This window comes from Mixta mediterraneensis (assembly GCF_030283135.1).
In the GTDB taxonomy this organism is placed as follows: domain Bacteria; phylum Pseudomonadota; class Gammaproteobacteria; order Enterobacterales; family Enterobacteriaceae; genus Pantoea; species Pantoea mediterraneensis.
The window spans coordinates 43,102-56,552 of sequence record NZ_JASUAZ010000024.1 but is presented as its reverse complement, the minus strand read 5'-3'; the positions used below and the strand labels follow the sequence as shown (position 1 = coordinate 56,552).

Sequence of the window (13,451 nt, the reverse complement as noted above, 5' to 3'; positions counted from 1 at the left end):
GTTTTCCGTCAGGTTGTTGGTAAGCGTAAAGTGAGTGCCGTATTGACGGCTACTTATTGGTGAGATCTACGTTCCATGGCAGACGTTCTGCCACTTTGTTCGACGGCCACTCCGGTAGTACACTCAGGATATAGCGAAGGTAGGCTTCCGGATCGATACCATTGAGCCTGCAAGTCCCGATCAGCCCATACAGCAGGGCTCCACGTTCACCACCATGGTCGCTGCCGAAGAAGATATAGTTCTTTTTACCCAGGCATACTGCCCGTAACGCCCGCTCCGCTGCATTGTTATCAGGCTCTGCAAGGCCGTCACCGCAGTAGTAGCACAGCGCTTCCCACTGATTGAGCACATAAGCGAAACGCCTCGCCCAGCCGGGATTTTTTCGACAGTGTCGTGCTTTTCTCTACCAGCCACTCATGCAGGGATGTCAGCAGCGGTTTGCTCCGGGATTGTCTGACTGCCAGCCGCTCTGCTGACGGGAGACCTCGTATTTCCTCTTCTACCGCGTACAGCTCGCCGATACGTTTCAGGGCTTCCTCTGCTGTCGCCGTTTGCGAGCTTATATAGACGTCGTGGATTTTTCTGCGGGCATGGGCCCAGCATGCGGCTTCTGTCAACGGGCCACCGTCGCGCTCGGCGCTGAACAACCTGTCGTAACCTGCGAAGGCATCGGCCTGCAGCACACCATGATAGTGGCGAAGATGCTGCTGAGGGTGTTTCCCCTGCCGGTCCGGTGAAAAGGCGAACCACGCTGCGGGCGGATCTGACGTTCCTGCGTTCCGGTCATCGCGCACATACGTCCAGATGCGCCCGGTTTTCGTCTTCTTTCTGCCCGGAGCCAGCACCGGCACAGGAGTATCGTCCGTGTGCAGTTTGCGGCAGTTCATCACATAGCGGTAAAGGTCTTCATCCAGCGGAGCCATTAACCGGCAGCAGGCATCCACCCAGTTGGAGAGCAGCGCCCGGCTCAGCTCCACGCCCTGACGGACAAAGATTTCGCACTGGCGATAGAGCGGCAGGTGTTCACAGTATTTCGCGGTTAACACCCGGGCCAGCAGACCCGGCCCCGCGATACCCCGATCGATGGGCCGTGATGGCGCAGGGGCTTCAACGATGCAGTCGCATTGGGTGCAGACCTTTTTCACCCTGACCATGCGGATCACTTTCAGGGCGCTGGAGACCAGTTCCAGCTGCTCCGCGCTGACTTCACTGAGGTACTTCATACCGTTGCCGCATTCCGGACAGCAGGTTTCAGCGGGCTCCAGCCGGTGTATCTCGCGGGGAAGGTTTTCCGGTAAGGGGCGACGATGGCGGGATTGCCGCAACTGGCGAGGTACCAGTGGATCGTCTTCCCGTCCGTTGTAGCGATCACTTTGCTGCTCCTGCTGTTTCAGCAGGGCTTCGGCCTCTTCAACCTGTTGGCGAAGTTTTTCTGAGCGGGTACCGAACAACATCCGGCGCAGTTTTTCTATCTGTGCCCGCAGGTGCTCTATTTCGCGCTCTTCGTTCTCTATTTTCTCTTCAGCGCGGGCCAGCGCCGAACGCAGGAACGACTCAGTCTCTGCAACGAGGCTGAGTTGACTGTCTTTCTGGCGAAGCGCGTCTTCCAGCGCGGCGATACGGGCGAGATAGTCCTGACTCATGACCTCATTTATAATGCGGTCATGTTCTTTTTACAACATTGTCAGTGAGTTAAGGCGTGCTGTTTTTGGCTGACGCCAGTCCAGCTTATCGAGGAGCATGGCAAGCTGTGAGCGGGTGATCGCGATTTTGCCATCGCGTACAGCAGGCCAGATGAACTGGCCTTCTTCAAGACGTTTGGTCAACAGGCACAGGCCATCAGCATCCGCCCAGAGGATTTTTACGGTATCCCCCTTGCGGCCACGGAAGATAAACAGATGGCCGGAGAACGGGTTCTCATCAAGAGCATGCTGTACCAGCTCACCCAGGCCATTGAACGATTTGCGCATATCCGTGACGCCAGCAGCCAGCCAGATACGGGTGCCTGACGGGAGGGATATCATTGGCTTCTCCCGGTCAGCTCACGCAACAGCACTGCAAACAACTCCGGCGAAGGATTTTCCAGGCTTATTTTACCGTGGCGGAACTCCACACTACAGGAGGAAGCGTTCAACGGACTCTGCCCGGAACCGGTATCTGATATTGCCGGGTCAGGTACGATCTCGACAGGCAGCAGTGACAGCTCTGAAGATGAGGTGATGGTAGCTGGCAGGCGACGTGATACCCGCCCCTCGTTTTGCCACATGCGCAGCCACTTAAAAATGAGGTTGTGAGCAACACCGTTTTCGCGGGCGATCTTAGCAACATTGGCATCAGGTTGGGATGCCAGCTCAACGATGCGAAGTTTGAAGTCATTGGAATAAACAGTGCGGGATTCCGTTCGCCAGTCGACAGCATTGTCCATGAATAGAGCTCCTTCTAAATTAGGTGGAGCTCTAAGCTAGCGCTCCCGGAACCAGAATCACAGGCGGCAGTGGCCAGACGCTTACGGTTGCATCTTCCAGATATGCCAGCAGGGCGGACCAGCGCTTCAGTGCATAGTCGATGGCTTTGCGTATTCCTGAGTTGGGAGCCGTCTTCTGCTGTTTTATCAGTAGCCAGCTTTCAAAAGCCGCCAGTCGTGGTCTGGCATAACGTTGCCGCCATCGTCGTCGCTGTTCCGGGGGACGTTTTTTTATCCGTCGCTCCAGTTTATACAGCTCGCGGATTGTCTGCAGGGCTTCCGCTGCCACTGGACTGCCGCTGGCTTTATACTGGTCGAAGAACTTACGCCGCACATGGGCCCAGCATCCCGCTTCCTTCACTCCACCTTCATCGAACAGGGCACGGTACCCGGCATAACCATCCACGACCAGCGTGCCCTGCCAGCCTGCCAGTATCGCACGGGCATACTCCCCGCTACGGCCGGGCTGGCAGTCATACACCACGATACTGCGTTCTGACCCGCTGGCGCTGGTATATGCCCACAGGTATCCCTTCTGGCTTTTACCCTTTTCCGGGTTGAGCAGCAGCAACGGCGTTTCGTCTGCCTGCAGCACAGGTTGCTGCCGTAGATCCTGGCGCAGGGCATCTGCCAGATGTTTTAAGGCGCCCCCGACTGCGCCGAACCACCCGCCCAGCGTGCTGCAGGGGATATCGACACCACTGCGCAGGTATATTTTCTGCTGACGGTACAGCGGCAGGTGGTCACAGGCTTTGGCTATAGTGACCTGAGCCAGCAGTCCCGGACCGGGCTGGCCTTTTTCGATAAGTTGTGGCGGTAACGGAACAGCGTGGACTGTCTCACAGCAGGGGCAGCTGTAGTGCGGGCGCACCGTGCGGTGTACCGCCACCCGGGCCGGGATATACTCCAGCCGTTCGCTGACCTCATCGCGCAGGGGGCGCAGGATATGACCACACTCAGGGCAGTCGTGGCAGTCCAGGTCCAGCCTGACCTCTTCACGGGGAACCTCTGCGGGCAAAGGCTGGCGTTTTGGGGAGGCAGGAGATTTTTCAGACTCTTCCGGTAACAGTGTGGCCAGCTGTTGTTCAAGGTCGGCCGTATCGGCGTCAACATCTTCTTCGGCCAGACTTCGCTCTTCTCCCCGGAAGGTTTCACTCTTACGGCCAAATCGCCAGCGACGACTGGTCTTCAGGGCGTCTTCCAGAGACTGGATTTTTTGTTGCAGCGCCTGATTTTTTTCGCGTTCACGTGTCAGCTCCGCGAGTAACCACTGTGCCATCTGGCGCAGTTCGTCGGGGCTCTGCTCAACCGGTAATGTGCTGATATCCATACGATGAGCATGGCATAATCACGACCAGCAATCACGCTATATCCGCAGATTAATGCCCGTGGCTCAGGTTTCCCAGCCCGACGGGCTGTGCCCGTCAACCTGACGTCAGTCCACGCCTTTAGTCAGCCAGGCAAACTGCTCAGCGGTGAGGCTCCATGTGGTTTCGCCCTCCCGTGGCCAGGTGAAGTGGCCCTGATGCAGACGACGGGTACAAAGCCAGACACCGTGCCGGTCCCACTGGAGAACCCGGATACGCGAGCGGGCTTTATTGCAGAAGACTACGGCGGTGCCGGTATCCCGGGTCACAGCCAGACGGGCGTCGACCAGACGGGTCAGGGTATCAATACCCTGACGCATATCAACGGGGTCGCGTGCCAGCCAGAGAGTTTCAGGAGTCAGCACAGGTTGAGCACCTCCATGATAGCCGGTAGTTGACCGGGCAGGCAGGTAACGGAACAGCATTTCAGGTTCAGGGTGACGCTGGCGGTACCGGGAGAAGGCCCCGGGATGATAACGGCGGGAATAAGCGGGCCCGAAGCTGGCAGTGCAGGGGGAGACCATCGGGCTATCCAGCGGGTAAGGGTTTTGGTGCAAATCTGATGCTGACGGGCATATTGTGCGCGGGAAAGCCCGCTGTTTTTCCACTGAGTGACGTGCTGTTGCTGCTGTTGTCGGGAAGCATATTGCATGGCAGAGCCCCATTTTCAGTTACTGTCCGATAGTGATGAGGTTGCCGAATGGCGGGAAATTCAACAAGGTGAGTTCACCGCGCGTTTACCCCACAAACTGACTTAGAGCCTATCTCAATAGGCGATAAAAATAGACTTTCAAACAACTGTGATTGACAGTCAAGGACTGTAGAAACTAAATTGCTGCAAAGACCTGAGTTCCTGACTCACTTAGTGCTTATTACCTGTTACCTATTGAGGTTGGCTCTTAGCCTCTTCATGTTAGAAGGACTCTATAATAATTTACATGCCCTTCCACTATTCGTCTTAGCCAATGACCGTTTCTCCCGGACTGAATTGCATGAAACCCTTAAGGTGGTCACATAGATTTGGCTTGGCACACAACCACCGCCTGACGTACTAATTTATCCTCCAGATACAGAATGCTCAATGTTTTTTCTGGAGCTAAAAACTCTCGGCTGAAGCCGATGGTTTCAACATTAATGCTATGATGGATAATATCAACACCAACCAACTCAAGTTTTATTGACAATCTTTACAAAAATGTAGAGTTATGTTGTCAGAATGGTATACGAGAATACCAAACAGCAGTTTTGGTATTAATACAGCCGCGCTTTAATCAAGGGCCGTAGTAAATAATTCAGGACGCTACGCTTACCACTGATAATGTCCACTTCAGCAACCATTCCCGGAATGATAGGAAGTGTTTTATCGCCACGTTTTAACTGACTAGCATCAGTTTTTATCAATACCTGGTAAAAAGATTCTTTACCATGAGCGGTGTCTTCTTCAATAGTGTCAGCACTGATTTGCTCAAGCGTACCTTGCAAATCGCCGTAGATAGAATAATCGTAAGCCGTAATTTTAACTCTTGCTGGCATCCCCGGGACCAGGAAGGCCACATCGCGTGGTTTTATCCTGGCCTCAATCAATAACGTGTCTTCAACAGGAGTGATTTCCATTATGGGTTCACCTGGCTGGATAACACCGCCTCTGGTGTTGATTAAGATGGTATTCACCCGACCACGTACCGGGGAAGTTATATCCGTTCGCTGCAGCTGGTCACGTCTTTGTAGCACTATGGGTTCAAGGGCGCTGAGTTCGGCCTTTCTTTGCGAGCGTTCAGTGTAGGCATCCTGAGAGTAGGTGTTCTTAAGCTCGGATAATTTCCCCTGTAGGGTGGTGATATCCTGGCTGAGTCTTAATGCTTCCATTTGACTCACAGCATGTTTGGTCACCAGCGGACGAATGAGGTTTAGCTGTTGCTTTGCAAGGTGAATTTGTTGCGCTATTGCTTGTGCATTTTCCATTAATTTATCCCGACGCGATCTGAATAGCTCATTTTCAGAGCGTGCCAGCGGGCCCCTGGGATCGATGGTGTGTGGAAAATCAATTTCCTTTTTTTCCAGTACTTCTGCGTCAAGACGTGCAATGGTGGCTTGCAGAGCTTTAGCATGATTGGCCGACTCTTGAAAACTTGTTAAAAAATGCGTATTATCAAGGCGTAAGAGCTGCTGGTCGGCCTCAACCAAATCGCCTTCCTTAACCATTAGTTCTTTTAAAATTCCTCCCTCAAGGCTTTGAATTTTCTGGGTACGGCTAAAAGGCACAACCCGTCCTTCCCCTCGGGTCGTTTCATCAAGCTCGGCCAGGGCGGCCCACGCTACAGCCAGTAAAACGACACTCATCACAACCCACAGCAAGGGACGATAAACAGGGTGTGTTGTGGCAAGCATCGGATCGTCTAATTGGCGTCGAAGACGGGAGGTTTTCATTTCAGCGCTGACCTCCCTGTTGGGCGCACGGGGCATTTACCTGATTGCCCTGAACAACTTGCGAAAGACTACCATCCATGATTATTTTCCCGTGACGCAAAACAACGGCTCTGTCGGCGAGGTCAAGTACCTGTTTTTTGTGTGTTGTGATAATCAAGGTTCGTTTTCCCAACCATTGTTGTAAAAACATAATGGCCTGGTTTTCACTGTTTTGGTCCAGCGCCGCGGTGGGTTCATCAAGTAATAAGATGGCTGGATCTTGCAGGATGATACGGGCAAGGCCTACCGCCTGACGTTGCCCGCCTGAAAGGCTTGAATTGCCCTGAAGTGGCATATCAAGACCCAACGGATGCTGCCTGACAAACTCACCTAATCCCACGCCATCGATCGCTTCTAACATCTCATCGTCCTGTATGGCGTTGTTCGCAAGATTGAGATTTTCGCGAAGTGTGCCGAAAAAGAGGGCAACATCCTGAGGCAGGTAGCCGATGTTACGTTGCCTGTCTGCGGGGTCAATTTGATACAAATTCACGCCATCTAATAATAAACGCCCGGACTGCCCATCAAGTAAGCCTGTAAGCAACCGCAGCAACGTGGATTTCCCCGCACCGTTACCGCCTAAGAGTGCCACACGTTCGCCGGGCATAATGGTCAAGGTGTTGATATCCACCACCGGGGGATTATCCCCATGACTTAGCTTCACATTCTGTAGATCATAATGCCCGCTGAGACGTTCACGATGGATAAACTGCTTACCGGGTTCCCTTTCCTGGGGGGCTGCCATTAACTGATTTAAGCCTTCCATCGCCACACGAGTGTGCTGCCAGCGTCCTAAAATGCCCGCTACCTGAGACAGAGGAGCTATCGCGCGCGAAGAAAGAATCGAACAGGCAATCAGGGAACCCACCGTCATTGCCCCCTCGCTGATTTGATAAACCCCAATAACCACCACGCCGACGTAGCAAATTTGTTGCACCATGCTTGCCAGATAACTGAGCGTTGATGTGAGCGCATAGGTTTTTAGCGCCGTATTAGAAAGTTTGCCGGTAAGCCTCTCCCAGTGAAACAGGCAACGTCCTTCAGCCCGCGTACTTTTCACCGTTTCCAGATGTTCAAAGGCTTCAAGCAGGACGCTATTTTTCATCGCCCCTTCCCGAAGATTTTGCCGCGATAAATTGGCAAGGCGCCGCTGAGTCAAGAGCCCGGGCAACACCATTAACGCCCCTGCAAAGAGAGGAACCCAGACTACAGGCCCACCAATGAGCGCGATCAACAATAAAAAAATCAACACGAACGGGAGATCGCTTATAAGGGCGGCACTTGATGAGGTGAAAAACTCTCTCACCGATTCAAATTCTCGCACTTGCGTGCTAAATGCGCCCATGGAGACCGGTTTGGCAGCAAGCCTTGTGCCCAAGACTCTGGAGAACAGCAATGTCGAGAGCTGTAAATCAAGACGCTTGCCCATCACATTTAGCAGGTACCCACGCATAATGCGAAGTACCCCGTCAAACACGATAGCAAGTACCACGCCACTGGTCAGAAGCCATAGGGTATCAAAGGCATTATTGGGCACAACTTTGTCATAAACCTGCATCGCAAACAGCGCTGATACGGTGGCTAACACATTCGCCGTCAATGCCGCGATTGCCACTTCAAGATAAGAGCGCCACAGCCCTTTTAATGGGCCAAAAAACCAGTGTTCGGGCAGGGGTTTGGCGAAATCACCCACTCTGTCATCTGCGCGGTATTGACACTTTGCGAAAATAACTTTTCCACTGTAGTGCTGTTCAAGCTGCTCTAAAACTACGCGTTCGAGGCCACCTTGTGCCTGTGGGAGTAAAACATCAGCATGTGCTTTGTCCACTTTTACCAATATCACCGACTTACCATCATTCATAACCAATAAAGCAGGCAGTAAATACGCGTCTATTTGCCGCAAGGGGTGGAGAATCACTTTTGCATTAATGTTTAAGCGGCGTAGCGCCCGGGGGGCGAGTTGCAAAGGAAGCTTACCCTTTTCAAGGGGCAATCCTTCAATAAGACCTGCCAGACTTACCTCTTTTCCCAGCTGGTGGCACAAAAGATGTAGTCCTTGAGATAAGGGGCAACCCTGTTCATTTGAAACCCGGCTCATCTCATTTTCCCTCTACAAATCGTGAAAGGCTTCTATCCATGTGTTTTATATCTCCATCTTTACGGTTTTCTTCCAGCAAATACGGCAAGAAACCAATTTGGGCGGCAGCACGGTAATCGAGGCGTTTTTGCTCAATCTGCAAATTGATTAATTGTCGTTCAACCTCAAACCGCTCTCGCTGAACATTCAGTAAATCAATAACATCCCGGTGGCCTACTTCAAATTGCGATTTATATAACTCAATAACCTCGTGCGCCGTTTTCATTTGCTGAGTAAGTGATTTAATGCGGATTTTCAGGGTGTTGGAGTTATCTAATAATGTCTGTAGTTGCCTTCTGATATCACGATGAGTGGTATCACGTTGCCACTGCGAGGCTTCAAGTTGCCGGGCTGCGGCCAGGGGTCTTTGGAAATTAGAGAGTCCCTGGAGTGTGTCCATACGGAATCGCAGAGACACGACGGTATCGTTATCCATTCGACCGCCCGTCTCACGGCGAAGCGCAGTGGCTTCTAAATTAAGTTGCGGCAAAAGGGCGGCCTTTGTTTTCTGAAGGGCGGCTTTTGACACATCGACTTCCGCTTTTGCTTTTTTAAGCAACGGAGAATTATCGATGACTTGATTTAAGTCTTTTGACGCTAAGCTTTTTTTTAATGACGGAGGGTGAGGCATGATGAGGTCTCGTGCAGGCTGACCGACCAGGATGTGGTATTGCTCATCGGCCTCCTGCAAACTACCTTCTTCAATAGCCAGTTGCTCTTGTGCACGAGAAAGCTCAAGCCGAGTGCGCTCCAGCTCACTTCGGTCAGAATAGCCTTGTGCATCGCGTACAGTTGTTAATTGCTCGATATCATTCAGGGCGTGAATATGCGCTTTGACGGTTTTAATCCGTTCCCGGGAAGCTAATACATCCAAATAAATCTCAATGATGTTTAACGCACTGTCGTCTTGAGCAACCAGCAGAGCGTGTAAATATTTTCGATGGGTTGCATTGGCGCTCTCAACTTCACTTGCAACCCGCCCCCAGTCATAGAGCATTTGCGAGGCAGTAATATCATAACCAGGCTGCGTCATACGAGACAGCTCAGGGCCTGCAGACACCGTTAAGCTGGGCAGATAGCCGCTTTTTGACATACTGACTTCAATGCCCGCGCGCTCTGCCTCTGCAAGCGCTAAGCGAACTTTTGGGTTTATACTCAGCCCTGCCATGACGGCTTGTGCAAGGGGCGTGGCCTGCCCGGAAAGCGGCAGGCAAGCTGACAGGAGCAAGATTACCCCTGTCAGACCCCGTTTACTGTGGGGAACAGATGGCATCAAGCTTCAACCTTAACGGTGTTTTCTTCGATAAGCAGCGTTGCATTGCCAAAGGAATAAACGTCGTAGGTAATACCCTCAATTTGTTGTGTTGCGCCTGTATTCACCGCCCCCGCCACATGCAAGGTATCGTTGGCTTCACCGGTAATCTGCAGAGTGTCGTTGCCATCCGTGATGGCGACAACCTCTGACGCAGTTAATGTCAGGTTGCTGCCGGTATCCCCTGTCCCCATATCAATGCGTTCGATATTCGCCAGGGTGCCTTTACCGGGGCTGTTGTAATCAAGATTGATGCCATCAGCCAGGAGCAGGGTATCAAATCCCATCCCGCCATCGATGCTGGTGAAATTGGTTTGTACAATCTCAATGGTGTCATTTCCATCGCCCGCACTCACCTGGTCCCCGGTACCAACATGTAAAATTAGGTCGTCACCTGCGCCCGCACTAATGTGCTCAGACATGCCATCCGCACCTGACAAAACGTCATTACCCGCCGTGCCATTGATTTCAATTTCACCCAGGCTGACCGTCACGCCACTTGCACTAAGCCCGATACCATAATCTGCACTACTGTTGCCGTTAGTGTCGGTTGCAGTGAGGTCAAAGGAGAGTTGATCGCCAAGATTTAAAATCTCCTGAATGGTCAAATTCAATTCATTCAATACATCCGGGCTGAGTATATTGAGCGAGAAATGTCCGTTTGCATCGGCCGTCAAGGACAACGACACATCACCTGCTGGCGTCTTAACGGTCAGGGCGATAATTGCGTTAGGGGAAGTGGTACCACTAAAGCCAAAGGTAGGAGGGAAGAGTTCAAAATCCAACCCGAAGTTGCCAATCGTAACGGGTTGAGGGATGTTTTCACCGACTCCGATGGAGGCGACGTTACTGTTATTGCCCGCCGGATCGGTTCCGGTAACGGAAAGCTGTGCATTAAGTAATTGATCCCATGTAAGCGTTGAATCAAAACCTGTCAGTAAATCAAGGGAGCCTTTTCCACTGCCATCTGCCGTAACCGTTGCGGTATGCGTCACACCACCAAACTTGAGTGTGACAGTGAACGTTGATCCGGCATCACCGAGGATCCCAAGTTCAGTTCCTATAACGGATAATACGGGCGTCGCCGGTGGAAGGGTGTCAACGGTTGCATCAACGGCGGCTGAAGCCGGGCCTCCATCTATGTTGGCAGAAATGCTGCTGGCCCCCTGGGGAAACGGTCCCATCTCAGCAGGCGGTATTACCGTTATCGTTACGCTGCCTGCGGCAATATCCTCCGCAGTAACAGTATGAGGAGTGGTGATTTCATAACCATTTTGACCTGAGAAGGTGACATTAATGACTTGCCCCACTGTCATGCCAGGGCGAACGGTGACGTTGACTTGAATGCCATCACTTAGCTCTTGCGCATTTAACCATCCATCAGAGGCTTCAGGCACCGTAATCGTTGGAGCAAGCAGCACAGTAACGGTTGATGGTGGACTGATGTTACCTGAGGCATCCTTTGCCACCGCCACAACTTGCGTTCCCTCTAAAAGCGGTGTTGACGGGGTGAACGTCCAGTTGCCTTCAGCATCGGCCGTTGTCTGGCCTATAGGGTTATTGTTTGTATCGGTTAAAACAACCGTTGAGTTCGCTTCCGCAGTGCCACTGAGGGTATGACCCTCTGTCGGATTAATCACCGGAGCACCCGGGGCGATGGCATCCACGGTGACGCTGGCCACCGGACTCTGGTTACCTGAGGCATCTTTTGCCACTACGTTAACGACGGTGCTGTCCGCCAGCGGCGTAGCCGGGGTAAAGCTCCAGCTGCCGTCAGCGTCGGCGGTTGTCTGGCCAATAGGATTATCGTTGCCATCAGTCAGGATAACCGTGGCGCCCGGTTCGGCAGTGCCATGGAGTGACGTACCGTTGCTGGGGTCAATGACCGGACTCGCCGGAGGAATGGTATCCACAGTCACGCTGGCGACCGGGCTCTGGTTACCTGAAGCATCTTTTGCCACCACGTTCACCACCGTGCTGTCCGGCAGCGGCGTAGCCGGGGTAAAGCTCCAGCTGCCGTCAGCGTCGGCGGTTGTCTGGCCAATAGGATTATCGTTGCCATCAGTCAGGATAACCGTGGCGCCCGGTTCGGCAGTGCCATGGAGTGCCATACCGTTGCTGGGCTCGATGACCGGGGTATTTGGAGCGATAGCATCCACGGTGGCGCTGGCCGCCGGACTCTGGTTACCTGAGGTATCTTTTGCCACCACGTTCACCACCGTGCTGTCCGCCAGCGGTATGGTTGGTGTAAAAGTCCAGTTACCGTTAGCATCCGAGGTGGTTTGGCCCAGAGGGTTGTTATCGCCATCCGTTAAGATGATAGTCATGCCTGCTTCAGCGCTGCCACTGATGGTTGCGCCATTGGTAGGATTAATTATAGGGGTTTCAACGAAATCAGGTGCCTGAATACTTGTCTCTGGACTCACATTACCAGCCGGATCAGTAACGATTACCCCAACTGTTTGCCCGTTTGTGAGTGGCGGGTTAAGAGATGTATTAAAACTTCCATCCAGACCAGCTGTAACATTAATATCTGCCCGGCCGTCGCCATTAGTATCAATGCCAACGGTTGCGCCAGGCTCGGCTTTACCGCTGATAGCGCTGCCGTCGGGGGAAATTTGTAAATCAGTTACCGGATCTGGTGGCGTAGTATCTGGTGCCTGCGTTGAAATCATCGGGCTGTTGTTGCCAGCCGGATCAGTGACGGTTACCCCGACTGTTTGCCCGTTTGTGAGTGACGGGTTAAGTGGTGCACTAAAGCTCCCATCCGGACCGGCTGTAACAGTTATATCTTGCCGGCCGTCGCCATTGGTATCAATGCCAACGGTTGCGCCCGGCTCGGCTTTGCCGCTAATAACGCTGCCGTCGGGGGAAATTTGTAAATCAGTTACCGGATCTGGCGGCGTAGTGTCTGGTGCCTGCGTTGAAATCACCGGGCTGGTGTTGCCAGCCGGATCAGTGACGGTCACCCCAACTGTTTGTCCGTTTGTGAGTGGCGGGTTAAATGATGCACTAAAGCTCCCATCCGGACCGGCTGTAACAGCAATATCTGGCTGGCCATCACCGTTAGTATCAATGCCAACGATTGCACCCGGCTCGGCCTTACCGCTGATACTGCTGCCGTCGGAGGCAATTTTTAAATCAGAGACAGCTTCAGGTGGCGTGTTAACTTCTGATGGTGGGGGAGAGGCTGAGTTGTCTGAATCGCTGCTGCCAGAATGATGGGCAGCGATTGCAATTCCTCCACCTACCGCTGCGATGCCCAGCAGTGCAGCCATCGCGCCAGGCGTACCCTCTTTTCCCTCACTTTCGGTTAATGACAAAAAGCCCGCACTGTTGTTTTGAGGTGTATAGCTTGCTACTAATGGACCATCTGAAGCTGTAGCTGGGAAATCTACCGCAACCAACTTATCTTCATCATTGATTAAGAAGAGATGGCTTGCCGGGGCATTTTCAGGGTAGAAATTGATGATTTTAATTGTTTCACCCGATTTAAGGATGATAGTGAGATCTGCCCCCTCTTTCGCATAACCCGATACCATTTCAGGATGGATATTAAGTGCAACATTACTACTTTGAGTGAGGGTCAATGTACCATTAGTAATGACTTGATGGGAGGCACTCCCGATAGCCTCGTTAGCACTTTCAGGCGTCACTTTTGCTTCTATTGACATATCAATTATCCTTCATTGTTTAATAAAAGCC

Annotated in this window: 9 protein-coding genes and 1 pseudogene; all 10 read right to left on the bottom strand. The window is 52.5% G+C overall.

Annotation, left to right across the window (positions count from 1 at the left end; all coding sequences use genetic code 11):
* Positions 1-49: 49 nt before the first annotated feature.
* Positions 50-1,643 (bottom strand): annotated as a pseudogene (gene tnpC / locus QRY16_RS14420) (IS66 family transposase).
* A 30-nt stretch (positions 1,644-1,673) separates the two neighbouring features.
* A complete protein-coding gene (tnpB, locus tag QRY16_RS14415; RefSeq protein WP_289777077.1) occupies positions 1,674-2,024 on the bottom strand; it encodes an IS66 family insertion sequence element accessory protein TnpB in 351 nt (116 codons plus the stop codon).
* Complete coding sequence (locus QRY16_RS14410) at positions 2,021-2,425, bottom strand: transposase (RefSeq protein ID WP_289777076.1); 405 nt, start codon at positions 2,423-2,425, stop codon at positions 2,021-2,023. Before QRY16_RS14410 ends, tnpB (QRY16_RS14415) begins: the two co-directional genes overlap by 4 nt.
* Positions 2,426-2,456: 31 nt before the next feature.
* Complete coding sequence (gene tnpC, locus QRY16_RS14405; protein ID WP_289777075.1) at positions 2,457-3,794, bottom strand: IS66 family transposase; 1,338 nt, start codon at positions 3,792-3,794, stop codon at positions 2,457-2,459.
* Positions 3,795-3,899: 105 nt separating this feature from the next.
* Positions 3,900-4,196, bottom strand: a complete 297-nt coding sequence (tnpB, locus tag QRY16_RS14400; protein WP_289777074.1) for an IS66 family insertion sequence element accessory protein TnpB — start codon at positions 4,194-4,196, stop codon at positions 3,900-3,902.
* Positions 4,190-4,483: an IS66 family insertion sequence element accessory protein TnpA gene (tnpA, locus tag QRY16_RS14395; protein ID WP_289777073.1), complete on the bottom strand. Its 294-nt coding sequence runs from the start codon at positions 4,481-4,483 to the stop codon at positions 4,190-4,192. The genes tnpB (QRY16_RS14400) and tnpA overlap by 7 nt, the downstream gene beginning before the upstream one ends.
* A gap of 599 nt (positions 4,484-5,082) precedes the next feature.
* Entirely contained in the window at positions 5,083-6,258 is a 1,176-nt protein-coding gene (locus tag QRY16_RS14390; RefSeq protein ID WP_289777072.1) for a beta-barrel domain-containing protein, read from the bottom strand.
* Position 6,259: 1 nt separating this feature from the next.
* On the bottom strand, positions 6,260-8,395 hold the full coding sequence (locus QRY16_RS14385) for a type I secretion system permease/ATPase (RefSeq protein WP_289777071.1): 2,136 nt from the start codon (positions 8,393-8,395) through the stop codon (positions 6,260-6,262).
* Between the two features lies 1 nt (position 8,396).
* Positions 8,397-9,662: a TolC family protein gene (locus tag QRY16_RS14380; RefSeq protein WP_289777070.1), complete on the bottom strand. Its 1,266-nt coding sequence runs from the start codon at positions 9,660-9,662 to the stop codon at positions 8,397-8,399.
* Between the two features lie 44 nt (positions 9,663-9,706).
* The gene (locus QRY16_RS14375; RefSeq protein ID WP_289777069.1) at positions 9,707-13,420 is read right to left on the bottom strand and encodes an Ig-like domain-containing protein; all 3,714 of its coding nucleotides are present in this window, start codon (positions 13,418-13,420) and stop codon (positions 9,707-9,709) included.
* Between the last annotated feature and the right edge of the window lie 31 nt (positions 13,421-13,451).

What these genes read in the sequence shown, in the direction of transcription:
- tnpC (WP_289777075.1), bottom strand. Translation starts at nt 3,794, where the DNA reads ATGGATATCAGCACATTACCGGTTGAGCAGAGCCCCGACGAACTGCGC.
- tnpB (WP_289777077.1), bottom strand. Translation starts at nt 2,024, where the DNA reads ATGATATCCCTCCCGTCAGGCACCCGTATCTGGCTGGCTGCTGGCGTC.
- QRY16_RS14375 (WP_289777069.1), bottom strand. Translation starts at nt 13,420, where the DNA reads ATGTCAATAGAAGCAAAAGTGACGCCTGAAAGTGCTAACGAGGCTATC.
- tnpA (WP_289777073.1), bottom strand. Translation starts at nt 4,483, where the DNA reads ATGCAATATGCTTCCCGACAACAGCAGCAACAGCACGTCACTCAGTGG.
- QRY16_RS14410 (WP_289777076.1), bottom strand. Translation starts at nt 2,425, where the DNA reads ATGGACAATGCTGTCGACTGGCGAACGGAATCCCGCACTGTTTATTCC.
- QRY16_RS14390 (WP_289777072.1), bottom strand. Translation starts at nt 6,258, where the DNA reads ATGAAAACCTCCCGTCTTCGACGCCAATTAGACGATCCGATGCTTGCC.
- QRY16_RS14385 (WP_289777071.1), bottom strand. Translation starts at nt 8,395, where the DNA reads ATGAGCCGGGTTTCAAATGAACAGGGTTGCCCCTTATCTCAAGGACTA.